The 26,988-nt window shown below is 57.8% G+C and carries 27 protein-coding genes; 13 read left to right on the top strand and 14 right to left on the bottom strand.

What is annotated here, in order from left to right:
- Positions 1-4: 4 nt before the first annotated feature.
- From HVX72_RS05040 to HVX72_RS05015, 6 genes are all read right to left on the bottom strand, one after another.
- Positions 5-1,033, bottom strand: a complete 1,029-nt coding sequence (locus HVX72_RS05040; RefSeq protein WP_013098254.1) for an ABC transporter permease — start codon at positions 1,031-1,033, stop codon at positions 5-7.
- Positions 1,034-1,044: 11 nt separating this feature from the next.
- Entirely contained in the window at positions 1,045-2,592 is a 1,548-nt protein-coding gene (locus HVX72_RS05035; RefSeq protein ID WP_181822660.1) for a sugar ABC transporter ATP-binding protein, read from the bottom strand.
- Between the two features lie 54 nt (positions 2,593-2,646).
- Entirely contained in the window at positions 2,647-3,576 is a 930-nt protein-coding gene (locus HVX72_RS05030) for a sugar ABC transporter substrate-binding protein (protein WP_042288441.1), read from the bottom strand.
- 31 nt (positions 3,577-3,607) lie between these two features.
- Positions 3,608-4,594, bottom strand: coding sequence for an inositol 2-dehydrogenase (gene iolG / locus HVX72_RS05025; RefSeq protein WP_181822659.1), 987 nt, complete (start codon positions 4,592-4,594; stop codon positions 3,608-3,610).
- Positions 4,595-4,848: 254 nt separating this feature from the next.
- Positions 4,849-6,774, bottom strand: coding sequence for a 3D-(3,5/4)-trihydroxycyclohexane-1,2-dione acylhydrolase (decyclizing) (iolD, locus tag HVX72_RS05020; RefSeq protein ID WP_181822658.1), 1,926 nt, complete (start codon positions 6,772-6,774; stop codon positions 4,849-4,851).
- A gap of 11 nt (positions 6,775-6,785) precedes the next feature.
- Complete coding sequence (locus HVX72_RS05015) at positions 6,786-8,291, bottom strand: CoA-acylating methylmalonate-semialdehyde dehydrogenase (protein ID WP_181822657.1); 1,506 nt, start codon at positions 8,289-8,291, stop codon at positions 6,786-6,788.
- 291 nt (positions 8,292-8,582) lie between these two features.
- Here HVX72_RS05015 and HVX72_RS05010 point away from each other — a divergent pair, with 291 nt between their 5' ends.
- Positions 8,583-9,419: a MurR/RpiR family transcriptional regulator gene (locus HVX72_RS05010; protein ID WP_181822656.1), complete on the top strand. Its 837-nt coding sequence runs from the start codon at positions 8,583-8,585 to the stop codon at positions 9,417-9,419.
- A gap of 37 nt (positions 9,420-9,456) precedes the next feature.
- On the opposite strand, the gene HVX72_RS05005 is transcribed toward HVX72_RS05010, so the two are convergent.
- Both HVX72_RS05005 and HVX72_RS05000 read right to left on the bottom strand, forming a co-directional pair.
- The gene (locus HVX72_RS05005; RefSeq protein ID WP_060569153.1) at positions 9,457-10,212 is read right to left on the bottom strand and encodes a hypothetical protein; all 756 of its coding nucleotides are present in this window, start codon (positions 10,210-10,212) and stop codon (positions 9,457-9,459) included.
- A gap of 1 nt (position 10,213) precedes the next feature.
- Entirely contained in the window at positions 10,214-10,411 is a 198-nt protein-coding gene (locus HVX72_RS05000) for a hypothetical protein (RefSeq protein ID WP_060569152.1), read from the bottom strand.
- Between the two features lie 373 nt (positions 10,412-10,784).
- Between HVX72_RS05000 and HVX72_RS04995 the strand changes: the two genes are divergently transcribed.
- Together HVX72_RS04995 and HVX72_RS04990 are read left to right on the top strand one after the other, a co-directional pair.
- A complete protein-coding gene (locus HVX72_RS04995) occupies positions 10,785-10,979 on the top strand; it encodes a hypothetical protein (RefSeq protein ID WP_181822655.1) in 195 nt (64 codons plus the stop codon).
- A 190-nt stretch (positions 10,980-11,169) separates the two neighbouring features.
- The gene (locus HVX72_RS04990; RefSeq protein ID WP_060569150.1) at positions 11,170-11,526 is read left to right on the top strand and encodes a hypothetical protein; all 357 of its coding nucleotides are present in this window, start codon (positions 11,170-11,172) and stop codon (positions 11,524-11,526) included.
- 88 nt (positions 11,527-11,614) lie between these two features.
- Here the strand turns inward: HVX72_RS04990 and HVX72_RS04985 are convergent, their stop codons facing one another.
- Both HVX72_RS04985 and tctD read right to left on the bottom strand, forming a co-directional pair.
- Positions 11,615-13,027, bottom strand: coding sequence for a sensor histidine kinase (locus tag HVX72_RS04985; RefSeq protein WP_181822654.1), 1,413 nt, complete (start codon positions 13,025-13,027; stop codon positions 11,615-11,617).
- On the bottom strand, positions 13,014-13,688 hold the full coding sequence (gene tctD / locus HVX72_RS04980; RefSeq protein ID WP_181822653.1) for a transcriptional regulator TctD: 675 nt from the start codon (positions 13,686-13,688) through the stop codon (positions 13,014-13,016). The genes HVX72_RS04985 and tctD overlap by 14 nt, the downstream gene beginning before the upstream one ends.
- 153 nt (positions 13,689-13,841) lie before the next feature.
- On the opposite strand from tctD, the gene HVX72_RS04975 reads away from it, so the two are divergent.
- From HVX72_RS04975 to HVX72_RS04965, 3 genes are read left to right on the top strand one after another with little or no spacing between them, the layout of a single operon-like run.
- The gene (locus HVX72_RS04975; protein WP_181822652.1) at positions 13,842-14,819 is read left to right on the top strand and encodes a tripartite tricarboxylate transporter substrate binding protein; all 978 of its coding nucleotides are present in this window, start codon (positions 13,842-13,844) and stop codon (positions 14,817-14,819) included.
- A gap of 14 nt (positions 14,820-14,833) precedes the next feature.
- Positions 14,834-15,265 (top strand): tripartite tricarboxylate transporter TctB family protein, encoded by a 432-nt coding sequence (locus HVX72_RS04970; protein ID WP_042288459.1) that lies wholly within the window; start codon positions 14,834-14,836, stop codon positions 15,263-15,265.
- Positions 15,266-15,275: 10 nt separating this feature from the next.
- Positions 15,276-16,790, top strand: coding sequence for a tripartite tricarboxylate transporter permease (locus HVX72_RS04965; RefSeq protein ID WP_042288462.1), 1,515 nt, complete (start codon positions 15,276-15,278; stop codon positions 16,788-16,790).
- Here HVX72_RS04965 and HVX72_RS04960 read toward each other — a convergent pair.
- Entirely contained in the window at positions 16,787-18,274 is a 1,488-nt protein-coding gene (locus HVX72_RS04960) for an alpha/beta hydrolase (protein WP_249418876.1), read from the bottom strand. The two genes, HVX72_RS04965 and HVX72_RS04960, sit on opposite strands and share 4 nt — an antisense overlap.
- Positions 18,275-18,553: 279 nt before the next feature.
- Between HVX72_RS04960 and glaH the strand changes: the two genes are divergently transcribed.
- From glaH to csiR, 5 genes are all read left to right on the top strand, one after another.
- Positions 18,554-19,531 carry a glutarate dioxygenase GlaH gene (gene glaH / locus HVX72_RS04955; RefSeq protein WP_042288468.1) on the top strand — a complete coding sequence of 326 codons (978 nt, stop codon included), beginning with the start codon at positions 18,554-18,556 and terminating at the stop codon, positions 19,529-19,531.
- Positions 19,532-19,548: 17 nt separating this feature from the next.
- A complete protein-coding gene (gene lhgO, locus HVX72_RS04950; protein WP_181822650.1) occupies positions 19,549-20,817 on the top strand; it encodes an L-2-hydroxyglutarate oxidase in 1,269 nt (422 codons plus the stop codon).
- Between the two features lie 24 nt (positions 20,818-20,841).
- Positions 20,842-22,293, top strand: coding sequence for an NADP-dependent succinate-semialdehyde dehydrogenase (gabD, locus tag HVX72_RS04945; protein WP_181822649.1), 1,452 nt, complete (start codon positions 20,842-20,844; stop codon positions 22,291-22,293).
- 103 nt (positions 22,294-22,396) lie between these two features.
- The gene (gene gabP / locus HVX72_RS04940; RefSeq protein ID WP_181822648.1) at positions 22,397-23,797 is read left to right on the top strand and encodes a GABA permease; all 1,401 of its coding nucleotides are present in this window, start codon (positions 22,397-22,399) and stop codon (positions 23,795-23,797) included.
- Between the two features lie 45 nt (positions 23,798-23,842).
- Positions 23,843-24,535: a DNA-binding transcriptional regulator CsiR gene (csiR, locus tag HVX72_RS04935; protein ID WP_042288480.1), complete on the top strand. Its 693-nt coding sequence runs from the start codon at positions 23,843-23,845 to the stop codon at positions 24,533-24,535.
- 6 nt (positions 24,536-24,541) lie between these two features.
- Here the strand turns inward: csiR and lysM are convergent, their stop codons facing one another.
- The gene (lysM, locus tag HVX72_RS04930) at positions 24,542-24,991 is read right to left on the bottom strand and encodes a peptidoglycan-binding protein LysM (RefSeq protein ID WP_042288484.1); all 450 of its coding nucleotides are present in this window, start codon (positions 24,989-24,991) and stop codon (positions 24,542-24,544) included.
- Positions 24,992-25,122: 131 nt separating this feature from the next.
- Positions 25,123-25,281 (bottom strand): YqaE/Pmp3 family membrane protein, encoded by a 159-nt coding sequence (locus HVX72_RS04925; RefSeq protein WP_042288486.1) that lies wholly within the window; start codon positions 25,279-25,281, stop codon positions 25,123-25,125.
- A gap of 181 nt (positions 25,282-25,462) precedes the next feature.
- Here HVX72_RS04925 and HVX72_RS04920 point away from each other — a divergent pair, with 181 nt between their 5' ends.
- Together HVX72_RS04920 and HVX72_RS04915 are read left to right on the top strand one after the other, a co-directional pair.
- Positions 25,463-25,762: a metalloregulator ArsR/SmtB family transcription factor gene (locus HVX72_RS04920; protein ID WP_060569143.1), complete on the top strand. Its 300-nt coding sequence runs from the start codon at positions 25,463-25,465 to the stop codon at positions 25,760-25,762.
- 9 nt (positions 25,763-25,771) lie between these two features.
- Positions 25,772-26,308, top strand: a complete 537-nt coding sequence (locus tag HVX72_RS04915) for a rhodanese family protein (protein ID WP_181822647.1) — start codon at positions 25,772-25,774, stop codon at positions 26,306-26,308.
- A gap of 35 nt (positions 26,309-26,343) precedes the next feature.
- On the opposite strand, the gene stpA is transcribed toward HVX72_RS04915, so the two are convergent.
- The gene (gene stpA / locus HVX72_RS04910; protein WP_042288495.1) at positions 26,344-26,745 is read right to left on the bottom strand and encodes a DNA-binding protein StpA; all 402 of its coding nucleotides are present in this window, start codon (positions 26,743-26,745) and stop codon (positions 26,344-26,346) included.
- Positions 26,746-26,988: the final 243 nt, after the last annotated feature.

Raw genomic sequence — 26,988 nt, 5'->3', positions numbered from 1 at the left:
ATCCTCACAGTGCGCCGCGACGGCTCTTGGCGTAGGTGTCGAACGCCACCGCCAGAACGATAATTAATCCGGTGATAATCTGCTGGTAGTAGGCCGAGACGTTCATCAGCACCAGGCCGTTAATCAGAATACCCATGATGATGGAGCCGATGATGGTGCCGCCGATGCGCCCGTAGCCGCCCATCAGCGAGGTGCCGCCAATCACTACCGAGGCGATGACGCGCAGCTCAAAGGAGATCCCGGCCACCGCCTCGGCGCTCCCCAGACGCGCGCTGAGAATAAAGCCCGCCAGCCCTGCCAGGCAGCCAATCAGCACGTAGACGCTGACCAGCACGCGCTTCACGTTGACCCCCGCCAGGCGCGCCGCCTCCGGGTTGCCGCCGATGGCGTAAACGAAGCGCCCCCAGCGGGTTTTGTGCAGCGCCAGATAGCCGCCGACGGCGACGATGGCGAAGATCCAGATCGGAATGGAGATGCCGAGCAGCTCCCCGCGCCCCCACCAGCGGTAGCCCTGATCGAAACCGGCGATCGGCGCGCCGTCGTTAATCACCAGCGTCAGGCCGCGCCAGATGGTCATCCCCCCGAGGGTGACGATGAACGGCGGCAGGCGCAGGCGGGTGACGCCCAGACCGTGCAGAAAGCCAATCGCCGTGCCCATCGCCAGGCAAATCCCCAGCCCAATCAGCCAGCTCATGCCGCCCCAGGCGTTCGGGTCAACGGTGGTAAAGTTGTCGCCCTTGATCACGTACGCCGCGGTCATGGCGCACACCGCCAGAATGGAGCCGACGGAGAGGTCGATCCCGGCGGTCAGGATGACGAAGGTCATCCCCACGGCCATGATCCCGTAGATGGAGACCTCGGTCAGGATGTTGAAAATATTGCGTTCAGAGAAAAAGTTGCTGTTCTGCGACTGGAAGAAGATCAGCAGCAGGATCATGAAAATCAGCACCCCGAAGCGCTCGAAGAAGGCGATGGGATCGATGCGTCCGGCGCGTTTCACCGGGGCCTGCGTTTTAGAAATCATCTGCGTCATGAGAAACTCCGTTATGCCGCGTTCAGGGCGTTGTGGTTGATGGCCATCATCGTCATCAGCCGCTCTTCGTTAGCGTCGTCGCCGTGGATCTCGCCGGTCACCCGGCCTTCGCTGAGGGTGATGATCCGGTCAGACACCGCCATCACTTCAGGCAGATCGGAGGAGATCACGATCACCGCCACGCCCTTTTTCGCCATGTCAAACAGCACCTGGTGCACTTCCGATTTGGTCCCCACGTCGATGCCGCGCGTCGGCTCGTCGACGATCAGCACCCGAGGGTTGAGCGCCATGCAGCGCGCGAGGATCACTTTTTGCTGGTTACCGCCGGAGAGCTTGCGCACCTCCTGCTCGCTGTTGACCATTTTGATCTGCAGCGCCTGGCGGTAGGACTCAATCAGGTCGTCCTCTTTGCGGGTGTTCACGAACCAGCGCCACTGCAGCAGAGACGAAAGGCACGAGAGCGACAGGTTGTCGCGAATCGACAGCCCCAGTACCGCCCCCTCTTTTTTGCGATCTTCCGGCACCAGCGCCACGCCCTGATCGAGGGCATACAGCGGATCGCGCGGCTGGTACGGCACGCCGTCCAGCTCAAAGCTGCCCGAGGTAAACGCGTCCGCGCCAAACAGGCAGCGCGCCACCTCGGTGCGTCCCGCACCCACCAGCCCGGCAATGCCTAACACTTCCCCGGCGTGGACGTGGAAGCTGATGTCGTGCAGGGCGATGCCGTGCGGATCCAGCGGCGGCTTTTCGCGGCTCAGCCCCTTCACCGCCAGGCGGACAGGTTTATCTTCATGGTGGGTTTCGCTGGCGGGACGACGGTTAAACGCCACGTCGCGCCCGACCATCAGGCGAATCAGTTGTTCGACGGTGGTCTCCGCCACCGCGCCGGTACCGGTGAAACGACCGTCCTGAAACACGGTGAAGCGATCGCAAAGTTGAAACACTTCGTGCAGACGGTGGGTAACGTAAATAATGCTGACCCCACGCCCCTTTAGTTCCCGCACCACGCGGTGCAAACTTTCCACTTCGCTGTCGCTCAGCGCGGCGGACGGTTCGTCCATAACGATCAGCTTCGCGTTCAGGGTTAACGCGCGGGCGATCTCCACCATCTGCTGCTGCGCCACGCTCAGGCGGGCGACCGGCGTGGTCGGGGCGACGTTCAGCTGCAGGTAATCGAGGATGACCTGCGCCTCCTGGTTTACCCCCTTTTCGTCGACGATCAGGTTACGCCTGCGCGGCTCGCGCCCGAGAAACATGTTCTCCGCGACGGTCATGTTGGGCAGCAGGTTGAACTCCTGATAGATGGTGATAATGCCCTTGTTCTGCCGCTCCACCGGGGAGTCATCCACCGGCAGCGTTTCGCCGTTGAACCAGATCTCCCCGCGCGTTTGCGGCTGCGCCCCCGCGAGCGCCTTCAGCAGCGTGGATTTTCCCGCCCCGTTTTCCCCCAGCAGGGCGTGAATTTCTCCGCTGCCGACGGTCAGCTGAGCGCTGCTCAGCGCCCAGACGCCGGAAAAGCTTTTCGCCAGGTCGGTCACTTTCAGTAAGGGTTGCGACATCGGTCTGCTCCTCCTTCAGAGTGCGCCGCCGCTCGCGCGGCGGCTGCGGATAGATCAGTTACCGGCCTCGCCGATGCGCTCAGCCTGCTGCAGGTTCTCTTTGGTGATCAGCGTCGGCGGGTAGTCAGCCCCGGTGATGGCGGTTTTGTCGCGCACGTTGGCCACCAGCTGGCTCATCGCCGTTTTGACCGCAAAGCCCGGACGCTGATCCGCCGTCACCGCCAGCCAGCCCTCGCGCACGCGGGCCAGCGCTTCCGGTACCGCATCAAAGCCGGTCACCAGGATTTCGCCCGGCTTCACGCCCTGGCTCTGCAGGGCTTCAATCGCCCCCAGCGCCATATCGTCGTTGGCGGAGAGGATCACCTGCGGGCGTTTCGGCAGAGAAGGCAGGACGCTTTCAACGATGCGCATCCCTTCTGAACGCATCCAGTTGCCGGTCTGATCGGCGACGATCTTGTATTTATCGCCACCCGCCTTCAGGCTGTCGCGGATCCCTTTGGTGCGTTCAATATTGGAGGAGGAGCCGGGCTGACCGGTGAGCAGTATGATCTCCGCCCCGTTGGGGAATTTGCTTTTCACGAAGTCGCCAATCGCCTGGCCGCCTTTGTAATTGTTGGCGCCAAAGTGCGGCACTTTCTTCTGACTGTCGACGGAGCGGTCAAGGGTGACGACCGGCAGCTTCGCCTCCTGAATTTCATCCACCGCGCTGGAGACCGCGTTCACGTCGTTCGGGGAGACGATAAAGCCCTGCGCCCCGCGGGTGATGGCGTTTTCCAGGTCAGCCACCTGTTTCGGCGAGCTGCCCTGCCCGTCCAGCACCTGAAGCTGCACGCCCATCTCTTTTGCGGCCTTCACCGCCGTGCGCTGCATGTGCACTTCAAACGGCATCGCCAGATTTGGCGTACTGAAAACAATTTGCTCGTTTTCGGCGAGGGCGGCCCCGGACGTTACGGCGATGAGGGCGGCTACGATCAGTTTTTTCATTATTATGTCTCTCTGTGTAGGGTGGGTGTGTTTAGAGGACGATCTCGCGCTGGCTGCGCAGTGATTCCAGCGCTTTATCCGCGAGGTACAGCGCTCGTTCGCCGTCATCGCCGCTACAATCCGGCACCGCTTCGCCGCGCAGGACCGCAACAAAGTGTTCCCATTCCGCGGCGTAAGCGGATTTGTAGCGCTGGAGGAAGAAGTGTTCCGGCAGCGCGCTGGTGCAGCCCTGTTTTCCGTAGTGCTGCACCTGGTTTTCAAGGATATTGCCCGCGCAGAGCAGCCCTTCGGAACCGTGCAGCTCCAGGCGCTGGTCGTAGCCGTACGAGGAGCGGCGGCTGTTGACGATGGTCGCCATCGCGCCGGAGGCGTATTTCAGAACGATAAACGCGGTATCGATATCCCCCGCCTCGCCAATCGCCGGATCCACCAGGTTGCTGCCCTGGGCATACACCGACACCGGCTCTTCGCCCATGATGAAGCGCGCCATGTCAAAGTCGTGAATGGTCATGTCGCGGAACATGCCGCCGGAGACGCGCACGTACTCCGCAGGCGGCGGAGACGGATCGCGGGAAATGATCAGCAGCGATTCCGGTTTGCCGATGCGCCCGGCCTGCGCCTCGGTTTTCACGCGGCGGAACTGCGGGTCGAAGCGGCGATTAAAGCCGATGAACAGCGGCACGTCGTACTCTTTGACCACTTTCAGGCAGTCGCGCACGCGGGCGAGGTCGAGGTGTACCGGCTTTTCGCAGAAGATGGCCTTGCCGTGGCGGGCGGCCATTTCAATCAGATCCGCGTGGGTATCCGTTGCCGAAGCAATCAGTACGGCATGAACGTCAGGGTCGGTCATCGCCTCCTCCAGGCTCTGCTGGCGGGCCTGATACTGCGTGGCGAGACGGGTGGCAAATGCCTGATTCGGGTCGACCACCGACCACAGCGTGGTCGCACTGTGGCTGGCGATGTTAGCTGCATGTACCTGGCCGATTCGGCCAGCGCCCAGTAAAGCAATGTTAAACATAACGGCTCCCGGTGTTGGTGAATGCAATGAACTAACGACCCTTTAAATAAAACATTTATTTCATTTTTATAAATAGTGAAAATTATGTTTTTGAGTGCAGGTTAACAGTTTTGAGATGAACGAGATAATTTTTGTTATCAATCTCACAACATGAGCGGCGATATACGGAAAGAACATCGCCCTCTCCCGGATGGGGAGGGCGCGGAAAACACAGGAAGATAAAATGAAATGAAAATTTCGTTACGGCGGGAAAACTAATACTGACGCGCTTTTTTTACCTGCGCTTGCGTCAACGCGGCGGCTTCGCGCACCGCGGGCGAGTCTGCCACCTGCGCATCGCCGGTTCGCCACCACGAGGCGTAATCGTGGGTCATGGTCTTCGGCAGCACCTTAATGTCCAGCAGCGTCGGGCCAGGATGGGCGCGGGACGCCGCCAGCGCCGCCAGCAGGCCTGGTTCATCGTGTATCCGCCACGCGCGACAGCCGTAACTTTCCGCGTTTTGCGCGAAATCGACCTTCACCAGCGGTCCGTCAAGTTGCCCGGTTTCCGGGTTGCGTCGGCGATTTTCGGTGCCAAAGCTTCCCATACCGTGCCCCATTTGCAGGTTGTTAATGCAGCCGAAGCTGGCGTTATCAAACAGCAGAACGGTGACCTTAATCCCCTCCTGCACCGCGGTTTGCAGCTCGGAGTGCAGCATCATGTAGGAGCCATCCCCCACCATGGCGTATACCGGCTGTTCGGGTCTCGCAATCTTCGCGCCAATCGCGGCCGCAATCTCGTAGCCCATGCAGGAGTAGCCATACTCCAGATGATAGGTATCGGGCGTTTTGACCTGCCAGAGGCGCTGCAAATCCCCCGGCAGCGATCCGGCTGCCCCCACCACGATGGCGTTGTCTTCAACATGCTGATTAATCAGCCCCAGCACCCGCGTCTGGGTCAGGCGGGTGTTGAGCGCCTCGCCGTATTCCGCCAGCTGCGCGTCCAGGTGTCCCGCCACTTCCGGCGCCTCATCCGGGTGCCACTGGCGATCCCACAGGCGGCGGCACTCGTTGCGCCAGGCGGTTTTCGCCTGAGCAATCTCCTCTCCCCAGCCGCTGCGGTAATCCTTCAGCGCATGAGTCAGGGCCTGCAGCCCTGTCCGGGCATCGGCAATCAACGCGGTGGCGTCGAGCTTCAGGGCGTCAAATTCGGCCACGTTCAGCAGCAGAAACTCGACGTCCGGATGGGCAAACAGTGCCTTGGAGCCGGTGGTAAAGTCGGTCAGGCGCGTGCCGACGCCAATTACCAGGTCCGCCTGCGGCGCAAGCTTGTTGGCCGCCAGCCCGCCGGTGACGCCGACCCCGCCCAGATTAAGCGAGTGGTCACTGACCAGCGCCCCCTTTCCGGCCTGGGTTTCAGCGAACGGCAGATGCAGCGTCTCGACAAATTCGCGCAACGCCTCATGCGCGCCGGAATAACGTACCCCACCGCCGCACACCACCAGCGGGCGACGCTTACGGGCAATCAGCGCCCGCGCGTGTTCAAGCCGCTGGGAATCGGGCGGTCGACGTTCAATGTGATGCACGCGACGGGCAAAAAAGCTCATCGGATAATCCCAGACCTCGCCCTGTACGTCCTGTGGCAAACAAATGGTCACCGCGCCCGTATCCGCGGGGTCAGTGAGTGCTCGCATCGCATTGAGCATGGCGCTCATCAGCTGCTCGGGGCGGTTGATGCGGTCCCAGTAGCGGGAGACAGGACGGAAGCAGTCGTTGGTGCTGATGCTGAGATCGTGATACTGCTCGATCTGCTGCAGCACCGGGTCCGGCTGGCGGCTGGCGTAGATATCTCCCGGCAGTAGCAGCAGCGGGATGCGGTTCGCGGTGGCCGTAGCTGCAGCGGTTACCATATTGGCGGCGCCCGGCCCGACGGAGGAGGTGATGGCGAAAATACGCTGACGGCGATGCTGTTTGGCGAACCCCGTCGCCATATGGGCGATGCCCTGCTCGTTGCAGCCCTGCATTACCTGCAGATGGCCCGGATCCTGCTCCAGTGCCTGGCCGATACCCAGCACGTTGCCATGTCCAAAAATGGTCGCCACGCCCTCCACGAAGGGCGTTTCGTTGCCGTCAACGCTGACGTACTGTTGATTAAGGAACCGGACCAGCGCCTGGGCCATGGTCATACGTTCGGTTTGCATAACACCTCCTGTCAGCCCAGCGTCGGCATAGAGAATGCCGCGCCGCTGTCCTGCTGCATTTCCGGCCAGCGCGCGGTAATGGTTTTCATGCGGGTGTAGAAACGCACGCCGTCGTTGCCGTGGACGTTGAGCGCGCCAAAAATCGAGCGCTTCCAGCCGCCGAAGCTGTGGAACGCCATCGGCACCGGGATCGGCACGTTGACGCCCACCATGCCCGCCTGCACCTCTTCGCAGAAGCGGCGCGCGCAGCCGCCGTCGCGGGTGAAAATGGCGGAGCCATTACCATATTCATGGCGGTTAATCAGGTCCACCGCGCTGGCGTAATCTGCTACGCGCACCACAGAAAGCACCGGACCGAAAATTTCTTCTTTATAGATAGACATCTCCGGGGTGACGTTATCGAACAGCGTCGGCCCGACGAAGTAGCCCTGCTCGTGGCCCTGCACGTGGAAGCCGCGACCGTCCACGCACAGTTTCGCCCCCTGCGCTTCCCCGCTGTCGATGTAGCCCAGCACCTTGCTGCGGTGGGCGGCGGAGATGAGCGGCCCCATTTCGTTTTCCGGCGTCTGGTCCAGACCCGGCCCAACGCGCAGTGCGGCAATCTGTTTTTCCAGCCGGGCGCAAAGGTCATCAGCGGTTTTATCGCCCACCGCCAGCACCACCGAGAGCGCCATGCAGCGCTCGCCCGCCGCGCCGTAGGCCGCCCCCATAATGGCGTTGGCCGCCATCTCCATGTCGGCATCCGGCATTAAAATGCAGTGGTTTTTCGCACCGCCCAGCGCCTGACAACGTTTGCCGTGGGCGGAGGCGGTCTGGTAAATGTATTCCGCAATCGGCGTGGAGCCGACAAAGCTCACTGCCTGCACGCGCGGGTCGGTCAACAGTACGTCAACCGCCTCTTTGTCGCCCTGTACCACGTTAAACACGCCGTCCGGCAGGCCGGCCTCTTTCAGCAGTTGCGCCAGCGCGAGCGCCAGGGAGGGATCTTTTTCCGACGGTTTCAGCACAAAGGTGTTGCCGGTCGCCAGCGCAATCGGGAACATCCACATCGGCACCATCGCCGGGAAGTTAAACGGGGTGATGCCGACGCAGACCCCGAGCGGTTGCATCAGCGAATGGCTGTCGACGCCGGTCCCCACGTTGGCGGAATGCTCACCCTTTTGCAGGTGCGGGATGCCGCAGGCGAATTCCACCACTTCCAGGCCGCGGGTCAGCTCGCCCACCGCGTCGGAGAAAACCTTGCCGTGCTCTTCGCTGATGATGCGGGCCAGCGTTTCCATGTGCTCTTCGAGCAGCGCCTTGAAACGGAACATCACCCGCGCACGCTTAAGCGGAGCCTGACGTGCCCACGCGGGAAAGGCCTGCTGCGCGGCGGCAACCGCCTGCTCAGCCTCCTGCGCCGTACTCATCACCACCTGGCGGATCTGCTCGCCGGTGGCCGGGTTGAAGATCGCCTGAACGCGCTGGCCTGAACCGGTGACACATTCGCCGTGAATAAAATTCGCTACCGTCTCCATCCTTAACCTCTCGCTGTGGGTTCGTGATTGTTACCTGAACGCTCTCTATGAAATCACTATATATGAAATAAATATTCCATTTTAAGTTGAAATAAAACAAATAGTGATTATTGTGATCAAGGATGGATTTTTATGTTAACAGCCGCAATACGCAGGATAAGCCGATCTTTCGGGGATTTCAGAGAGGGAAAAGCGTGAATCTTCTGTTTCATTTTTGCCGCGAATCGGACGTCCGACATTTAAAAGAAGCGGCTTTACGTTTAGAATCAGAAAACTAACCCAGGGGGATCAATGAGTACCGCAACCAACCTGAACGAACTGCAACAGCAAATCCGCGATCGCTACGACAGCCTGAGCAAAAGGTTGCAGCAGGTGTCCCGCTATGTGCTGGATAACACTAATAGCGTGGCCTTTGATACGGTCGCTGTCATTGCCGAGCGCGCCGGGGTGCCGCCCTCCACGCTCATCCGCTTCGCCAACGCCTTTGACTTCACCGGTTTCAATGAAATGAAACAACTGTTTCGCATGAATCTGGTTGAAGAGACCGCCAGCTACAGTGACCGCGCCCGCCTGTTTCGCGAAATGGAAAGCGAAGCGGTGCCGGAAACGCCGCTGGATATTTTGCAGGAATTCGCCCGCTCAAATGCGCAGGCGCTACAGCAGCTTGCCGCCCGTGCCGAACCGGCAATGCTGGAACAAGCGGTGCAACTGCTGGCGGAAGCCGACACTATCTATGTCGCCGGTTTACGTCGCTCGTTCAGCGTTGCCGCTTATCTCACCTACGCCCTGAGCCATCTGGCCTGCCGTCCCATACTGCTCGACGGGATGGGCGGGATGCTGCGCGAACAGATCAACCGTATTAGCTCACGCGATATCGTGGTTTCCGTCAGTTTCTCGCCCTATGCGGAAGAGACGGTGATGGTGAGCGAAACCGCGGCGAAGGCCGGCGCGCGTCAGATTGTCATCACCGACAGCCAGATAAGTCCACTGGCGACGTTCAGCGACCTCTGTTTCGTGGTGAAAGAGGCGCAGGTAGATGCGTTTCGCTCTCAGTCGGCGACGCTGTGCCTGGTGCAGTCGCTGGTCGTGGCGCTGGCTTACCGGTTGGGCGACAAGGGAAGCGCCTGACCGTAAACCGGTAAAAAACGCGTTCTTCGCTCGCACGTTAGCGTGGTTCCATCGACAAGGCGCTGGCGCTGGCAGGGTCGAAAAGGGAAAGGCTTTCTATCTGATCCAGCATAATCACCTTGCGGAAGTCCATTGCGCTTCTGGGCTCTGAATCCAGCGTAATGTCATGCTCGGCGTACCATTTGCTGTAGTTGTGCTCAATGCACAGGTTCATTTTTTCCCCGTCACGATAGCCGCTCAGCATTGGAATCAGCACGATGTTGGCTGTTTTTTCATATTCCAGCGTGGCGGTATGGATCATGCCGATATAAATTCGCCGCGATTTGAGCGTCACCAGCGCCAGTTCCCCTTGTTCCATACACTGATACAGCAGCTGTTCGATACCGCTCGAGCGCGCCAGACGCTTATACAGCGTTTTCCGGTCTTCACCATCCAGCCTGGCGCTGCCCGCCCAGTTAGAACGATAAAGGCAAAACAGGATGGCAAAGGCCAGCATCACCACCACCGGCGCCTGGATGCCGAGAAAGCTCCAGTTCATAAATTCAATTTGCCAGTCGGCATATTTCTGCGAGGTGATCTGAAAGGTATTGTCAGCGGCGGAGAGCGCCAATAACAGCAGCCAGAGCAGCCCGGTAGCAAGGACGCCCTGCAACACAAAAATGCAGCCATACAGCGCCACCAGAAAATAGACATCCCAGCCAAACGATCGTTTGATCTTAAAACGTGTGGACAGATCGCGACTGGTGTACCAGTATCCGCACACCATCAGCACCATGAATATCGCCGTTCCCATGTCATGCCCTCTTCAGCGCGTTAACATGACGCTGGAAATCGTGTTGCACTTCTCTGCTTTTAAAATTAACCGAGGCATTACCGTCCTGGTCGATAATAATGCGGTCGCCATCCTCCACCGCTTCGATTATTTCCTGATGGCTCATCACCTGTAACAGCGACTCCGGGCTGGAAAAAATGGACATAAACAGGCGTTTCATTACGTAACCTCCTCATAAACATAAAGGATAAGTCTGGTCGGCATTCGCAGCGGCTGCCTTAAGGTTATGCTGAAAAGCCCTGGTTACGTCATGCGATCAGTACAACGCGGCGCGGCCAGCGCGTGCCGTTGCGTGCGCGCTGGGTTAATTCACCCGCCATACTGCTTAATAATTTCGTTTCGCAATCATTAAAAAAATATTAGTAAAGTCCGAATACATACTTTCAGAATAATCAGCTTGCTTTTAAGAATTTTATACGTATATTACGATTCGCTAACATTATCCGTACAAAGAATGATCCTGCTGGAGTCCATTACAGCGGCACGTTCGCCCGTCATGTAGCCAGCGCCGTTAATGATTTTAAGGAAAAAACATGTATGTTCTTGCATTGATCTTCGCGCTTGCAGGCGGAGAGTCAAAGAGTGAAGCGATTGGCGCATACAGTACCCTCGCGCAATGCGAGGCGGCATCCGAGACAAAATCGTCCCCCACCCAATGCTTCTTTCTTGACCCGGAAAAAGGGTTAGTGGATGTGAAACAGAGCGATCGTTCAGCAACGCAGAAATAAAGCGAATTGTAATAATCGTGATATCAATAAATATCCTCTTAGCATCAACGCGATTATTTTATTTTGTGTATGGATGCATTTAGCGTTCAGAAATCATTATTTTCATTTACAGTTTTTTCTTAAAGCCAGCGCTTCGTTGACCTGCCATGCTTAATCACGCATTTAACTGATAACGTTAAGCGAGGATATTATGAAAAAAACAACGATCGCCTTATCTGCTCTTCTGCTGGCTTCCCCAGTTTTTGCCGCGACCACACACGCCACCGATAATGACGTAGCCGCCGCGCACGAAAATGCCAATACCGCCAAAGAGAAACTGCATCAGGCGCAAAACCAGGGTGAAGAACAACAGCTAAAAGCAAAACATGCAGCCGAAGGCACCCGCAACGACCTGAGCAGTAAAGTCAGCGAAGGTTCTCAGGAAGCCTGGAATAAAACCAAAGAAGGCACCGAGAAAGGCTGGAATGCCACTAAAGAAGGCGCAGAAAAAGGCTGGAATAAGACCAAAGAAGGCGCCGCCTCGGTTGAGAAAAAGGTCAGCGAATAATTCTTCTCCCCTGATTGAAGCCGCGAAAGCGGCTTTTTTTATTTCAGGCCGCAGAACATATTTTCGTGCGTTCCCGCCAGGTTAAACCCTAATGCGTCATGACCAGAAACCGCACTCTTACGCGTAACCCGCCCAGTGTTTCGCTGCGTGTCAGTTGCGGATGGGTGCGGTGTAGTCGGGCAATATCATTGACCAGCGCCAGGCCGATCCCCGCGCCGGGCTGGGAGCCTGCGTTTTCCAGCCGGTGAAACGGCAACAGCGCCTGGGGGATCTGGTCGTCGTCTATTCCCGGCCCGCTGTCCTCTACCACCAGCACCACGGCCTCGCCCTCGCGGTCAAGCCTTGCCGTCACCGTTCCCTGCGGCGGCGTGTATTTCAAGGCATTGTCCAGGAGATTACCGCACAGTTCGCCCAGTAAGACCTCATCCCCCTCCATCCAGACCGACGCCTGTACGCCCTCGTAGCCGAGATCGATCTGTTTACTGCGCGCCTGCGCCAGTCGGGTAAAACAGCTTTGCTGCACTACGGCGAACAGATCTACCGGCGCAAACTGGCGCTCGCCCTGCTCTTTGCGCTTTACCGCCGAAAGCTGCAACAGCCTTTCGGTAAGCAGAATGGTATTGTCCAGCGTTGTGCTCATCGCCCGTAAGCTCTCGTACCATTGCTGCGGCTCCCGGCTCGCCAGCGCCACCGCCGCCTGGGTTTTCAACACCGCCAGTGGCGTTTTTAACTGATGAGACGCGTCGGCGCTAAAACGTTCCTGACGCGAGATCAGCACGCACAGCCGGTCAAGGTAACGGTTGAAGGCCACGATCAGCAGGCGAGTTTCCGACCACGGCAGCAGTTCCGGTAACGGCGTGAGCAACCCCGGCTCACGGCGGACCATCAGCGAAGAGAGCTGGCGCATGGGTTTGAGCACCCGACGCAGCAACCAGCCGACCAGCACCAGCGTCAGCAACACCAACAGCCCCTGCGTGACCCAGGACGAAAACAGCAGTTGTCCCGCCAGATAGCGCCGGGACTGTAGCGTTTCGGCCACGTAGATTTCCGCCATTCCGACGATCCCGCCTTCGTTCACCGGCTGCAGCAAACGCGCGACGCGTATCGCCTGCCCGCGATATTGGGTGTGATAAAACCACGCCAGCGCCGGATAAAGCCGGGTTCGCGAGGTCGCAGGCGGCATCACGTGCATATCGTCATAGCCGGAGATCACCCGCCCCGCCGGATCCACCACTTTGTAATACAGCCGATCGTTCATGTTGAGCTCAAAGCTGTCCAGCACCACCCACGGAACGTTGACCTCCAGCCTGCCGTTACGCACTTCCAGCCGTTCCGCCACCGTGCGTGCAGAAGAAAGCAGCGTGCGATCATAGGCCTGGGTCGCGGCCTGTAGCGCGCTGACATAGCTGTTAAATGCCGACAATCCCCACAGCAGGAGCAACGGTAGCCCCAGAAACAGCAGCAGTTGCAGGTACAGCGACTGCGGTTTAACCCACCTCATCGCCGCACTCCAGCACGTAGCCCAACCCGCGCAGGGTTGTGATTCGCACGTTGCTGCCGTGGAGTTTTTTGCGCAGGCGATGAATATACAGTTCGATGCTTTCCGGGCTGACTTCATCGTTCAGACTGAATACCTGTTCAAACAACTGCTGACGCGACACCGGGCGCGTTCGCCGGTACATCAGCACCGTCAGTAGCGCCAGCTCTCGCGGGGTGAGCGCCAGCGGCTGCTGCTTAAGCAAAAAATATCCCTCGTCGTGAAACGCCAGATCGCCCAGTTGCTGGAGCTCCTGCACCTGGCCCGCACTGCGCCGCAGCAGGGCGCGCAGCCGCGCGTCAAGCTCCTCCAGCTCAAACGGCTTGGGCAGGTAGTCATCTGCGCCGACGTTCAGCCCCTTTACCCGATCCGCCACCGCGCTGCGTGCTGTTAACAACAGGACGGGCAGCGTCTGCCCACGTTTGCGCAGACGCTGCACCACTTCCAGCCCGTCAATACCGGGCATATTGATGTCCAGCACCGCCAGCGCATAGCTTTCGCGGTGCAACAGATGGTCGGCAGCCAGTCCGTCGAACACGCAGTCCACGGCGAATCCGTTCTGCACCAGCGCTTTTTCCAGCCAGTGAGCCAGCTCACGGTTATCTTCCGCCAATAAGAGACGCATATCACATCCTGTAAAGTTTCTGCCGCATTGAAAGGGAAATGAAAGGTTAATGTTTTAACAATCACGCAACCGAACTGCTACATGCAGGTTCACATAATCAAAAAAATGTTGTTCCGAACCCTACTATCCGGGCATCCGGCGTGAGGATAAACAATGAAAAAACAATTACTTCGTACTCTTACTGCAAGCGTTTTACTGATGAGCACCTCTGTACTGGCGCAGGACGCGCCGTCACGTACCGAATGTATCGCCCCGGCGAAGCCCGGCGGCGGCTTTGATCTTACCTGCAAACTGATCCAGGTAAGCATGATGGAAACCGGCGCTATCGAAAAACCGATGCGCGTCACTTATATGCCCGGCGGCGTCGGCGCGGTGGCCTATAACGCCATCGTGGCGCAGCGTCCGGCCGAGCCCGGGACAGTGGTCGCCTTCTCCGGCGGCTCGCTGTTAAACCTGTCGCAGGGGAAATTTGGCCGCTACGGCGTTGATGATGTGCGCTGGCTGGCGAGTGTGGGCACCGACTACGGCATGATCGCCGTACGCGCCGACTCGCCGTGGAAGTCGCTGAAGGATCTGCTCACCGCCATGGAAAAAGATCCCAACAGCGTGGTAATTGGCGCAGGCGCGTCTATCGGCAGCCAGGACTGGATGAAGTCGGCGCTGCTGGCGCAACAGGCGAAGGTCGATCCGCACAAGATGCGCTATGTCGCCTTTGAGGGCGGCGGCGAGCCGGTGACCGCGCTGATGGGCAACCACGTGCAGGTTGTCTCCGGCGATCTCAGCGAAATGGTGCCATACCTGAACGGCGACAAAATTCGCGTGCTCGCGGTGTTCTCAGAAAATCGCCTGCCGGGGCAGTTGGCTAACGTCCCGACCGCCAAAGAGCAGGGCTACGATCTGGTCTGGCCGATCATTCGCGGTTTCTATGTTGGTCCGAAAGTGAGCGACGCCGAATACCAGTGGTGGGTGCAGACGTTCGAAAAGCTGCAGCAGACCGAAGAATTTAAAAAGCAGCGCGATCTGCGCGGCCTGTTTGAATTCAACATGACCGGCAAAGCCCTTGACGAGTATGTCAAAAAACAAGTTACCGGTTACCGGGATCAGGCCAAAGCCTTCGGCCTGGCTAAATAAACGCGGAGGCCTCCATGAGCGATCGTATTTTCGCCGGGATCTGGCTGCTGCTCTGTATCGCCGGGCTGTTTATCGCCTGGCAGATCCAGAGTGAATACAGCTACGAGCCGGTCGGTCCACGCCCGTTTCCTCTGGGGATCATTGGCCTGATGGCGCTATGCGCGCTGGCGCTACTGCTGCGCCATCCGGATGTGGTGGACTGGCCGCGCCGTCACGTGCTGCAAAAACTGTTAACGATGGTCATCATCCTGTTGATGTACGCCTGGGGCTTTGAATGGCTGGGCTTTCCCGTCGCTACTGCGATCCTGACGCTGGTCATTGGCCTGCTGTTCGGCGCCACGCTACCTGCGGCGGGGATCTCCGGCGTGATCCTCGGTGTGGCCCTCTGGTACGCCTTCGACCGCCTGCTCGACGTCACCTTACCGCTCGGCGCCTGGCTGAGTTAACGGAGAAACGATGGATACCTGGATATATCTTTCTCAGGGTTTCGCGGTGGCGATGACCCCGGAAAATCTGCTGATCGCGCTGATTGGCTGCTTTGTCGGCACCATTGTCGGATTGCTGCCCGGACTTGGGCCAATCAACGGCGTGGCGATTTTGCTGCCGCTGGCTTTTGCCCTGCACCTGCCCGCCGAGTCGGCGCTGATCCTGCTGGCGACCGTGTACATCGGCTGTGAATATGGCGGGCGCATCTCGTCGATTTTACTCAACGTACCCGGCGATGCGGCGGCGATCATGACCGCCCTTGATGGTTACCCGATGGCGCAACAGGGGCGCGGCGGCGTCGCGCTGTCGATTTCCGCGGTCAGCTCATTCTTTGGCTCGTTGATCGCCATCGGCGGGATCATCCTGTTCGCGCCGCTGTTAGCGCAATGGTCGCTGGCGTTTGGTCCGGCGGAATATTTCGCGCTGATGGTGTTTGCCATCGCCTGCCTCGGCAGCATGATGGCGCAAAACCCGCTGAAATCGTTTCTCGCCGCGTTGATCGGACTGGGTCTTGCTACCGTCGGCGTGGACGCTAATACCGGGGTGTATCGCTTTACCTTTGACAGCGTTCACCTTTCCGACGGCGTTCAGTTTATTGTCGTGGTGATCGGCCTGTTCTCAGTGTCTGAAATCCTGTTGATGCTGGAGCACACCAGCAGCGGGCAAACGCTGGTCCGTAAAACCGGACGGATGATGTTTAATCTGAAAGAAGGCGTTCAGTGTGCCGGCACGACGCTGCGCTCGTCGGTGATAGGTTTCTTTGTCGGCGTGCTGCCCGGCGCGGGCGCGACGATTGCCAGCGCCATCACCTACATGACCGAGAAGAAAATCAGCGGCAACAGCGACAGCTTCGGCAAAGGCGATATTCGCGGGGTGGCGGCGCCGGAAGCGGCAAACAACGCGTCGGCCTGTGGCTCGTTTATTCCGATGTTAACGCTGGGGGTTCCCGGTTCCGGCACTACCGCGGTGATGATGGGCGCGCTAACGTTGTACAACATCACACCCGGCCCGGCGATGTTTACCGAACAACCGGACATCGTCTGGGGGCTGATCGCCGCGCTACTGATCGCCAACGTGATGCTGCTGGTCATGAATATCCCGCTGATCGGCCTGTTTACTCGCATGCTGACCATTCCGCTGTGGTTTCTGGTCCCGGCGATCGCCGCTGTTTCAGCGGTTGGCGTGTACGCGGTCCACAGCACCACCTTCGATCTGGTGCTGATGGTGGCGCTTGGGGTGCTGGGCTATATTTTGCGCAAGATGCATTTCCCGATGTCACCGCTGATCTTAGGCTTCGTCCTCGGCGAAATGCTTGAACAGAACCTGCGCCGCGCGCTGTCCATCAGCAACGGCAATATGGCTATTCTGTGGGAAAGCGGCGTGACCAAAACCCTGCTGGTGATGGCGGTGGCAGTGATTATCGTCCCTCCCGTGTTACGCATCATCCGTAAACGTCAGGCAAAGCCGCAGATTGAAGTTGGCTAATCCTGCGGCGCGGCAACTGTCTCGATCCGTTCTTCAAGATAACCGAAGAACGGATTCGAGGTGACGCGTATCAGTGTGTCTGCTCCCACCAGCAGTGTGCCAGTCTCACCACGCAACGCAATCGTCCCCATACTCAGCCCATAGCGGTTTATCTGCTCCGGTTTCAGGCCATACAGGGAGTCGGTCACGGGAAATGGCACCGCTACGTGCGAAAGGGAATACATCTCCTGCGGCCAGACTTCATGCAAAGGCTGAATCTTTTCTTCCTGATTCCCGGCTGCCGTGTCGCGCGCCACAACCGCCAGCGTGTCTGCCGCGGCGTTAGCGATGACCGTGGCGCGGTAAGCGCGCGGCGCTGGCGGCAACAGCGTGGCGGCAGCGGTGTAAGAAGACGTTCGCAACAGCGGGCGCAGACTGGCAGCCTGGTTGATATCGAACAGCACCAGTTCGCTGCCGTTTACCGGAAGATAACGATACAGCGAGTCCACTACCGCGTGGGTGCTGACGGTGGAGTCCATCACTGACTGAAAGGTCAGCACCGGCGGCAATGCCGTTAAACGGCGGCGCTTCGCGTCGTCGACGAGCTGCGTTTGCAACGCGCGGGTCAGCAGATACGACTGGCGCGCGGCATTAACCGGAAACGAATTGTATTTGAAAGGATTGTATTCAGGCGTCACGTTGAGCCACGCCGCTTTGGCAAACGCCGGAAACCATGCCGGAAGACCGGCCAGTCCGGCAAAACGGGCGAAAGCGGTGACGCCAATCATCGGCGACAGCAGCACTATCTGGCTGGGACGCCGCAAAGACGCGTCCTCCAGGCTGTCGAGCGTGTATTTCATTGCCAGCGCACCGCCGTTGGAGTAACCCACCAGATGCAACGGCAGGTCACGACCCCCAAGCCGCGTCGCTTCCCGTATCGCCAGCCGCGTCGCTGCCAGCCAGTCCTGCCATGCCACGTCAGTCAGCGCTCCGGGGGCGGTGCCGTGTCCGGGCAAACGCGGTACGACGACGATATACCCCCACTGCCGGTAGCGCTGCGCCACGTGCTTCAGGCTGTACGGCGAGTCGGTTAAACCATGCAACATGACCACCGCGCCGCGCGGCGCCCCCTGCGGCAGCAGGACGAATGAACGATTTCCGTTCGGCGTAAACTGCTGAGGATAAACCCGGCTTCCGGCCCAGTAGCGGTTGATCGGCGTTTGCTGTTCGGCGCCGAGCTTGTCGCTGATCTCGACTTTCAGCGCGTCGAATAAGCGCGCCTCGTGAGCCTGATATTGCGCGAAGGTGGCGCTCTCCAGCGTCTTCGCGGACATTTCCTCGCCATGCCAGGTATGCCAGAGCTGAAGGTCGGGACCGCGTTCGGTCTGATAAACCCGCACGCCGAGAAAGAGAATCAGTACCGCCAGCAACGTCAGGGAGACGTGCTTAATCAGCGCGATCAGTCCGGCGCTTACCCATTTCAGCCGACGAAAGCCGTGTTTAATCATGACGTTAATCCCGTTGTGCTGCGTACCTGACGCGCGATAAACGGCGTTAGTTTAGGCTAACTCACGGATTCCTCAATCTTTTCTTCCACACTCTGTCCTGTCGTCGGCGTCAATCAGAAACCCGCAATGTTAAATATTTGTAGCTTTAGATCACAAAAAATACACATTAGAGATTATTTTGTGCGCGTTTATTAAAAATGTAGATATTTTTAATTTATGGCTACGAAATGAGCATCACCCTGACTCCCCGACGACTCACAGAGAGGAATGTTTCCGATGAACGCACTGACCGCCGTAAAACCGACTCCTGAAGACACCGATCAACGCTATAGCGGGTTCACCCTGACGCCTTCAGCCCAGTCTTCGCGACTGCTGGAGCTGACTTTTTCCGCCCCAACCACAAACGCGTTCCTCACGCAGGTAGCGCAGTGGCCGGTGCAGGCGCTGGAGTATAAATCCTTCCTGCGCTTTAAGGTCGCGAAGATCCTCGACGATCTGTGCGGCAATCAGTTGCAACCGCTGCTGCTGAAAACATTGCTGGATCGCGCCGAAGGGGCGTTACTGATCAATGCTGAAGGGATCGATAACGTTAGTCAGGCCGACGACATGGTCAAGCTGGCGACGGCAGTGGCGCATCTCATCGGGCGCTCGAATTTCGATGCGATGAGCGGCCAGTACTATGCGCGCTTTGTGGTCAAAAACGTGGACAACTCTGACAGCTATCTGCGCCAGCCGCACCGGGTGATGGAGCTGCACAACGACGGGACTTACGTTGAGGAGATCACCGATTTTGTGCTGATGATGAAAATCGACGAGCAGAATATGACCGGCGGCAACTCGCTGCTGCTGCATCTCGACGACTGGGAGCATCTGGAAGAATACTTCCGCCATCCGCTGGCGCGTCGCCCAATGCGCTTTGCCGCGCCGCCGAGCAAAAACGTCAGCCAGGACGTGTTCCATCCGGTGTTTGACGTGGACCCGCAGGGTCGCCCGGTGATGCGCTACATTGACCAGTTCGTCCAGCCGAAAGATTTTGAGGAAGGCGTCTGGCTGAGCGACCTTTCTGATGCGCTGGAAACCAGCAAAAATATTCTTTCCGTCCCGGTTCCGGTAGGCAAGTTCCTGCTGATCAATAACCTGTTCTGGCTACACGGGCGCGACCGTTTTACCCCGCACCCGGATCTGCGCCGTGAGTTAATGCGCCAGCGCGGCTATTTCGCGTATTCCGCCCACCGTTACCAGACGCATCACTAAGTGGGAAGGAAGAGCGGATGTATGATTTTGTGATTATCGGCGGCGGCATTATCGGCATGTCGACCGCCATGCAGTTGATTGACGTCTACCCCGACGCCCGCATTGCGCTGCTGGAAAAAGAGTCCGGCCCGGCCAGCCACCAAACGGGCCATAACAGCGGCGTGATCCATGCTGGCGTTTATTACACGCCTGGCAGTCTGAAGGCGCAGTTTTGCTTTGCCGGAAACCGCGCCACCAAAGCCTTTTGCGATCAAAATGGCATCCGTTACAACACTTGCGGAAAAATGCTGGTCGCGACCTCGGAACGGGAAATGGAACGGATGCGCGCGCTGTGGGATCGCACCGCCGCCAACGGTCTGGAACGCGAATGGCTGAACGCCGATGCGCTTCGCGAGCGTGAACCCAACATCACCGGTCTGGGCGGCATTTTCGTGCCGTCGAGCGGGATCGTCAGCTATCGCGACGTCGCGGCGGCAATGGCGAAAATTTTCCAGGCCAGAGGCGGCGAGGTGATCTATCACGCGGAGGTCAGCGCCCTGAATGAGCATGCGGCAGGGGTGGTGGTGCGAACGCGGCAGGGTAAAGAGTATCACGCCGCCACGCTGATAAGCTGCGCGGGGCTGATGGCTGATCGGCTGGTGAAAATGCTGGGCGTCGATCCGGGTTTTATCATTTGCCCGTTCCGTGGCGAATATTTTCGCCTGGCGCCAGAGCATAATCAGATCGTTAATCATCTCATCTACCCGATCCCCGATCCGGCGATGCCGTTTCTGGGCGTTCATCTTACCCGCATGATCGACGGCAGCGTCACCGTTGGGCCAAACGCGGTGCTGGCCTTTAAGCGTGAAGGCTATCGCAAGCGCGACTTTTCGCTGGCCGATACGCTGGAGATCTTCGGCTCCGCCGGCGTTCGCCGCGTGCTGCAAAAAAACCTTCGTTCTGGGCTTGGCGAAATGAAAAATTCGCTATGCAAAAGCGGCTATTTGCGGCTGGTGCAGAAATATTGTCCGAGTCTGACCCTCGCCGATCTGCACCCGTGGCCTGCGGGCGTCAGGGCGCAGGCGGTATCGCCGGACGGCAAGCTGATCGACGATTTTCTGTTTGTGACCACACCGCGTTCTGTTCACACCTGCAACGCGCCTTCGCCGGCAGCGACGTCGGCCATGCCTATCGGCGCGCACATCGTCAGCAAAGTGCAAACCCTGCTGGCCAGCCAAAGCAACCCCGGGCGCACACTGCGTGCGGCGCGCAGCGTGGACACCTTACACGCCGCCTTTACCCGTTAACCCTTTTTACGACAGGAAGCCCCTATGCAACTTAATGATTCTGGTTTGTTCCGCCAGCAGGCGTTTATCGACGGTCGCTGGCGCGACGCCAGCAGCGGCGAAGTGATTAGCGTTGTCAATCCCGCAAACGGCCAGACGCTGGGTAGCGTGCCAAAGATGGGCGCAGCGGAAACCCGCGAAGCCATTGACGCCGCAAACCGTGCCCTGCCCGCCTGGCGCGCGCTCACCGCCAAAGAGCGGGCGACATTTTTGCGTCGCTGGTTCAATTTGATGCTGGAGCACCAGGACGATCTCGCCCGTCTGATGACCCTGGAACAGGGAAAACCGCCGGCGGAGGCCAAAGGGGAAATCAGCTATGCGGCATCGTTTATTGAATGGTTTGCCGAAGAGGGCAAGCGGATCTACGGCGACACGATTCCGGGACATCAGGCCGACAAACGTCTGATTGTCATCAAGCAGCCGATTGGCGTGACGGCCGCCATCACCCCGTGGAATTTTCCTTCGGCAATGATCACCCGAAAAGCCGGTCCGGCGCTGGCGGCAGGCTGCACAATGGTGCTGAAGCCCGCCAGCCAGACTCCCTTTTCCGCGCTGGCGCTGGCCGAACTGGCGAACCGGGCGGGGATTCCAGCGGGCGTGTTCAGCGTGGTGACCGGGTCGGCAAGCGCGGTAGGCAACGAACTCACCGGCAATCCACTGGTGCGCAAACTGTCGTTTACCGGCTCGACGGAAATTGGTCGACAGCTCATGCAGCAGTGCGCCAGAGACATTAAGAAAGTGTCGCTGGAGTTGGGCGGCAATGCGCCGTTTATCGTTTTTGACGATGCCGATCTCGATAAAGCCGTCGAAGGCGCGCTGGCGTCGAAGTTTCGCAACGCCGGACAAACCTGTGTCTGCGCCAACCGTCTGTACGTGCAGGAGGGGGTATATGAACGCTTTGCAGAAAAATTGCATCAGGCGGTGCAAACCTTGCGCCTCGGTGACGGCCTGGATCCGGAGGTGACCACCGGGCCGCTGATCGACGACAAAGCGGTCGGTAAAGTCCAGGAGCACATTGCCGACGCGCTGGCGAAAGGGGCGCGGGTGCTCACCGGCGGCGAGGCGCACGCGCTGGGAGGCAATTTCTTCCAGCCCACGATTCTGGTAGACGTACCGGCCAGCGCGAAGGTCGCTAAAGAAGAGACGTTCGGTCCGCTGGCGCCGCTGTTCCGCTTTCGCGACGAAGCCGACGTCATCCGCCAGGCGAATGACACCGAATTTGGCCTTGCCGCTTACTTCTACGCTCGCGATTTAAGCCGCGTTTTTCGCGTCGGTGAAGCGCTGGAGTACGGCATTGTGGGAATTAACACCGGCATTATCTCCAACGAAGTCGCGCCGTTTGGCGGGATCAAAGCTTCCGGTCTTGGCCGTGAAGGATCGAAATATGGCATCGAAGATTACTTAGAAATCAAATATATGTGCATCGGTCTGTCATGATCTTTTTTGTCCGGAACGGGCATCGTTGAAAGCCGGATGCCCAGTCTGTATCAGCAACACGCCATCCGGCAAGCGGGCAACATAACAATAACGGGGTAAAAGTATGGGGCAACTGTCGCAATCACATGATTTAGGGGGCGGGCTGAAATCACGCCACGTCACCATGCTGTCTATCGCCGGGGTTATTGGCGCCAGTCTGTTTGTCGGCTCCAGCGTCGCCATCGCCCAGGCCGGTCCTGCGGTGCTACTGGCCTATCTGTTTGCCGGACTGCTGGTGGTGATGATAATGCGAATGCTGGCGGAAATGGCCGTCGCCACGCCGGACACGGGGTCCTTTTCCACCTATGCCGACAAGGCCATCGGGCGTTGGGCAGGCTACACCATCGGCTGGCTGTACTGGTGGTTCTGGGTGCTGGTCATTCCGCTTGAAGCCAATATTGCGGCGATCATTCTTCATTCGTGGATACCGGGGATCCCCATCTGGCTGTTCTCGCTGGTCATCACGCTGGCATTAACCGGCAGTAATTTGCTGAGCGTCAAAAACTACGGTGAGTTTGAGTTCTGGCTGGCGCTGTGCAAAGTGATTGCCATTCTGGCCTTTATTGCGCTGGGCGCGGCGGCGATAAGCGGCTTTTATCCCTGGGCCGAGGTTGGCGGCATTTCGCGCCTGTGGGATCACGGCGGCTTTATGCCCAACGGTTTTGGCGCGGTGCTGAGCGCAATGCTGATCACCATGTTTTCCTTTATGGGGGCGGAAATCGTGACCATTGCCGCCGCCGAATCGGACACGCCGGATAAGCACATCGTTCGCGCCACTAACTCGGTGATCTGGCGGATCTCACTCTTTTATCTCTGCTCTATCTTTGTGGTCGTGGCGCTGATCCCGTGGAATACGCCAGGGCTGAAGGAGACGGGATCGTATCGCTCGGTGCTGGAGTTACTGAATATTCCGCACGCCAAACTGATTATGGACGCAGTGATCCTGCTGTCGGTGACCAGCTGTCTGAACTCCGCGCTGTATACCGCTTCCCGTATGCTCTATTCCCTGAGCCGCCGTGGCGATGCACCGGCGATAATGGGGAAAACCAACCGCAGCAAAACGCCTTACGTGGCGGTGCTGCTGTCGACCGGCGCAGCGTTTCTGACGGTGGTTGTGAATTATTACGCGCCCGCGAAAGTGTTTAAATTTCTGATCGACAGTTCCGGCGCCATCGCCCTGCTGGTTTATCTGGTGATCGCCGTGTCGCAACTGCGGATGCGTAAAATCCTGCTGGCGGAAGGCGGCGAACTCACCCTTAAAATGTGGCTGTATCCGTGGCTCACCTGGCTGGTGATCGGTTTTATCTGCTTTGTGCTGGTGGTGATGCTGTTTCGGCCCACGCAGCAGCTGGAGGTGATTTCCACCTGTCTGTTAGGTATCGGTATCGTTTGTACCGTACCGATTATGTCGCGCTGGAAAAAGCTGGTATTGTGGCATAAGTCACCCATGCACCCTACCCGGTAGCGCTGATCCCTGCGCAGACCGGGCGTTCTGTTCAGGAGTAAGACCATGACCGCCATTTCGCATCCGACGGCCATTGATGGATACCGCTGGCTCAAGAATGACATTATTCGCGGTGTGTACCAGCCGGATGAAAAGCTGCGCATGAGCTTACTCACGTCACGTTATGCGCTGGGCGTCGGCCCGCTCAGAGAGGCGCTGTCTCAACTGGTGGCTGAGCGACTGGTTACAGTGGTAAATCAAAAAGGCTATCGGGTCGCGTCGATGTCCGAGCAGGAACTGCTCGATATCTTCGACGCCCGCGCCAATATGGAGGCGATGCTGGTCGGGCTGGCCATTGCGCGTGGCGATGATGAATGGGAAGCAGAGATCCTGGCGCGGGCGCATATGCTGAGCAAACTGGAAGCCAGCCACGCCAGCGAACAACTGCTTGACGAGTGGGATTTACGTCATCAGGCGTTTCATACCGCCATTGTTGCCGGATGCGGTTCGCGCTATCTGTTGCAAATGCGCGAGCGGCTGTTCGATCTGGCAGCACGGTATCGCTTTATCTGGCTGCGCACCACGGTACTGTCGGTAGAGATGCTTGAGGATAAACACGAGCAACATCAGGCGTTGACAGAGGCGATTCTGGCGCGCGATGCCGGGCGCGCCAGTGAATTAATGCGCCAGCATATGCTGACGCCTATTCCCGTTATTCAGCAAGCCATGTCCGGCAAGCTGCGAATGGAAAAGCCGTGACTGCTTTTATTCTTCCGGAATACGCAGAACCTGTCCGGGATAAATTTTATCCGGGCTGCTCAGCATCGGCTTATTCGCTTCGAAGATTTTATTATACAGATTAGCGTTACCATATACCTGTTTAGAAATAGCGCTTAAAGTGTCGCCGGATTTCACCGTATAGAACTGACTTTCCGCAGCGGGCGCGGCGGTTTTCACCTGATCTTCTACGCTACCAATACCGGAAATATTCCCGACCGCAATCAGGATTTTTTCTTTCGCTTCCTGACTCAGGCCGTCGCCGGTTACCGTCGCTTTACCGTCGGCAATTTGCACATTCACTTTATCGGCATCCGGAATACCGGTTTTGTTCAGGTGATCCTGTACTTTTTTCGCTAAATCGTCTTTATCGTGATTACCGGTTACGGCATCCCAAAGTTTCTCGCCAGCGTCTTTTACAAAGTTGAAAAGTCCCATATTCACCTCGATTGTTTGCAATAAACACACCCGAAGTGTAGCAGAAAGTTTCGCTTAAAATTCCGAAAGCCATTAAGAAACGAAGCCCGGCTGGCAGAATGCCCCGGGCGGGTAACAGGTTAAGAAAGACCTTAGCTACGGGTTTGCACCCAGAAGGCGTGGATCAGACCCGGGATATAGCCCAGCAGGGTCAGCACAATATTCAGAATAAAGGCCCAGCCAAACCCCTTACCTAACAGAACGCCAAGCGGCGGTAAAATAATGGTAAATACAATTCTCCAGAAACCCATACACACTCCATACATGCAAATTAATCTTTGTTTAAAAAGAGATTTTATCTCTAAGCATAGTAATTTTACGCCAACCCGCCAGTTTCGCCTTTCGCTTTTACCCTCTTTTACGCTCTTTACACTGGCGCTCTTTTTACCATTACTTTAGAATCTACTTAACTTAGCAAAAACTAAATTAACCATGAACGATCTTGAACAGCTTCAGGCCAGCGCTGAACAGGCGGCGGCCCTGCTTAAAGCAATGAGTAACCCTAAACGTTTGCTGATCCTGTGCATGCTCTGCGGTTCACCTGGCACCAGCGCGGGCGAGCTGGCGCGCATCACAGGGCTTAGCGCGTCAGCCACCTCTCAGCATCTGGCGCGAATGCGCGATGAAGGGCTTATCGACAGTCAGCGCGACGCCCAGCGTATTCTCTATTCCATTAAGAACACGGCGGTGAATGCACTCATTGCCACACTAAAAAACCTTTATTGTCCATAAGGAGTGAACATGGCTATCGGGACACTTACCGCGCGTGAAGCGCAGGCGCGTATCGCCGCAGGCGCAAAACTGATTGACGTTCGCGACGCCGACGAATATCTGCGTGAACACATACCGCAGGCGGCGCTCGCCCCGTTGCCCACGCTGGAGCAACACGGTTTACCGGCGCAGCTGCGAAGCGAGCAGATTATCTTTCACTGCCAGTCGGGCAAGCGCACGCAAAACAACGCGGCAAGGCTGGAAGCTGTCGCCGCGCCGGCAGAAGCCTGGCTGCTTGAGGGGGGAATCGAGGGCTGGAAAAACGCCGGATTACCGACAGTGGAAGATAAATCGCAGCCGTTGCCTTTGATGCGTCAGGTGCAGATCGCCGCAGGCGGGCTGACGCTGGCAGGCGTGGTGCTGGGCTATACCCTGAGCAGCGGCTTTTTTCTGCTGAGCGGCTTTGTCGGCGCGGGATTAGTCTTTGCCGGATTAACCGGCTTTTGCGGCATGGCGCGCCTGCTTGATAAAATGCCGTGGAATCGTCGCGCTCACGCGCCTGAGTGAAATAAGCGGTGAGCATTGTCTCACCGCCGTTGTGATTAGATCAGGAAATCGTCGAGGGATTTTCCTTCCGCCAGCGCTTTGGCGATCGGTTTCGGCGTACGCCCCTGGCCGGTCCAGGTTTTACTTTCGCCATTTACATCGGTAAAGCGATATTTCGCCGGGCGCGGTTGACGTTTTTTAGTCACGCGCACGTTCGCTTTTTCACCGGCAAATAACTCCTCCGGGTTAATTCCCTCGGCTTTCAGCAGTTCCAGCCACGTCTTAATTTTCTCCTGCTGTTCCTGACGTTCACGCTGTAACTGTTCTTCTTCTTCGCGTCTTTCTTTAGTGACCACCCTGAATTTCTCGAGCATTTCTTCAAGGACGTCAATGGAGAATTCGCGGGCCATTGCGCGTAATGTGCGAATATTATTTAAGTTATGTAACATCACATTCATAATAATTAAAACCTTATAACGCTAAAACATATGTATTACGCCGGGTAGTGTATTCGATCATAAAATCATTTTCCAGAGGTAATAATACCACGGGTATTATTCCGTTCTCATTCTCTGGCGTGCCCATCACCCTATTCTTTAATGCTTTCTGAATTATATTCAGGCTAATTTTTAGCGCGCCGTATGCGCTAGCGGAATAAGCTCAGGCGCTACCTTTGTCAAATTTTCGCTTATAACAAACTT

The sequence above is a fragment of the Citrobacter sp. RHB21-C05 genome, from assembly GCF_013889015.1.
Lineage (GTDB): Bacteria > Pseudomonadota > Gammaproteobacteria > Enterobacterales > Enterobacteriaceae > Citrobacter_A > Citrobacter_A sedlakii.
This window is presented reverse-complemented; position numbering and strand designations above follow the sequence as displayed.

Coding starts and splice junctions, on each gene's coding strand:
- HVX72_RS05040 (WP_013098254.1), bottom strand. CDS start 1,033: ATGACGCAGATGATTTCTAAAACGCAGGCCCCGGTGAAACGCGCCGGA.
- HVX72_RS05035 (WP_181822660.1), bottom strand. CDS start 2,592: ATGTCGCAACCCTTACTGAAAGTGACCGACCTGGCGAAAAGCTTTTCC.
- HVX72_RS05030 (WP_042288441.1), bottom strand. CDS start 3,576: ATGAAAAAACTGATCGTAGCCGCCCTCATCGCCGTAACGTCCGGGGCC.
- iolG (WP_181822659.1), bottom strand. CDS start 4,594: ATGTTTAACATTGCTTTACTGGGCGCTGGCCGAATCGGCCAGGTACAT.
- iolD (WP_181822658.1), bottom strand. CDS start 6,774: ATGCAAACCGAACGTATGACCATGGCCCAGGCGCTGGTCCGGTTCCTT.
- HVX72_RS05015 (WP_181822657.1), bottom strand. CDS start 8,291: ATGGAGACGGTAGCGAATTTTATTCACGGCGAATGTGTCACCGGTTCA.
- HVX72_RS05010 (WP_181822656.1), top strand. CDS start 8,583: ATGAGTACCGCAACCAACCTGAACGAACTGCAACAGCAAATCCGCGAT.
- HVX72_RS05005 (WP_060569153.1), bottom strand. CDS start 10,212: ATGGGAACGGCGATATTCATGGTGCTGATGGTGTGCGGATACTGGTAC.
- HVX72_RS05000 (WP_060569152.1), bottom strand. CDS start 10,411: ATGAAACGCCTGTTTATGTCCATTTTTTCCAGCCCGGAGTCGCTGTTA.
- HVX72_RS04995 (WP_181822655.1), top strand. CDS start 10,785: ATGTATGTTCTTGCATTGATCTTCGCGCTTGCAGGCGGAGAGTCAAAG.
- HVX72_RS04990 (WP_060569150.1), top strand. CDS start 11,170: ATGAAAAAAACAACGATCGCCTTATCTGCTCTTCTGCTGGCTTCCCCA.
- HVX72_RS04985 (WP_181822654.1), bottom strand. CDS start 13,027: ATGAGGTGGGTTAAACCGCAGTCGCTGTACCTGCAACTGCTGCTGTTT.
- tctD (WP_181822653.1), bottom strand. CDS start 13,688: ATGCGTCTCTTATTGGCGGAAGATAACCGTGAGCTGGCTCACTGGCTG.
- HVX72_RS04975 (WP_181822652.1), top strand. CDS start 13,842: ATGAAAAAACAATTACTTCGTACTCTTACTGCAAGCGTTTTACTGATG.
- HVX72_RS04970 (WP_042288459.1), top strand. CDS start 14,834: ATGAGCGATCGTATTTTCGCCGGGATCTGGCTGCTGCTCTGTATCGCC.
- HVX72_RS04965 (WP_042288462.1), top strand. CDS start 15,276: ATGGATACCTGGATATATCTTTCTCAGGGTTTCGCGGTGGCGATGACC.
- glaH (WP_042288468.1), top strand. CDS start 18,554: ATGAACGCACTGACCGCCGTAAAACCGACTCCTGAAGACACCGATCAA.
- lhgO (WP_181822650.1), top strand. CDS start 19,549: ATGTATGATTTTGTGATTATCGGCGGCGGCATTATCGGCATGTCGACC.
- gabD (WP_181822649.1), top strand. CDS start 20,842: ATGCAACTTAATGATTCTGGTTTGTTCCGCCAGCAGGCGTTTATCGAC.
- gabP (WP_181822648.1), top strand. CDS start 22,397: ATGGGGCAACTGTCGCAATCACATGATTTAGGGGGCGGGCTGAAATCA.
- csiR (WP_042288480.1), top strand. CDS start 23,843: ATGACCGCCATTTCGCATCCGACGGCCATTGATGGATACCGCTGGCTC.
- lysM (WP_042288484.1), bottom strand. CDS start 24,991: ATGGGACTTTTCAACTTTGTAAAAGACGCTGGCGAGAAACTTTGGGAT.
- HVX72_RS04925 (WP_042288486.1), bottom strand. CDS start 25,281: ATGGGTTTCTGGAGAATTGTATTTACCATTATTTTACCGCCGCTTGGC.
- HVX72_RS04920 (WP_060569143.1), top strand. CDS start 25,463: ATGAACGATCTTGAACAGCTTCAGGCCAGCGCTGAACAGGCGGCGGCC.
- HVX72_RS04915 (WP_181822647.1), top strand. CDS start 25,772: ATGGCTATCGGGACACTTACCGCGCGTGAAGCGCAGGCGCGTATCGCC.
- stpA (WP_042288495.1), bottom strand. CDS start 26,745: ATGAATGTGATGTTACATAACTTAAATAATATTCGCACATTACGCGCA.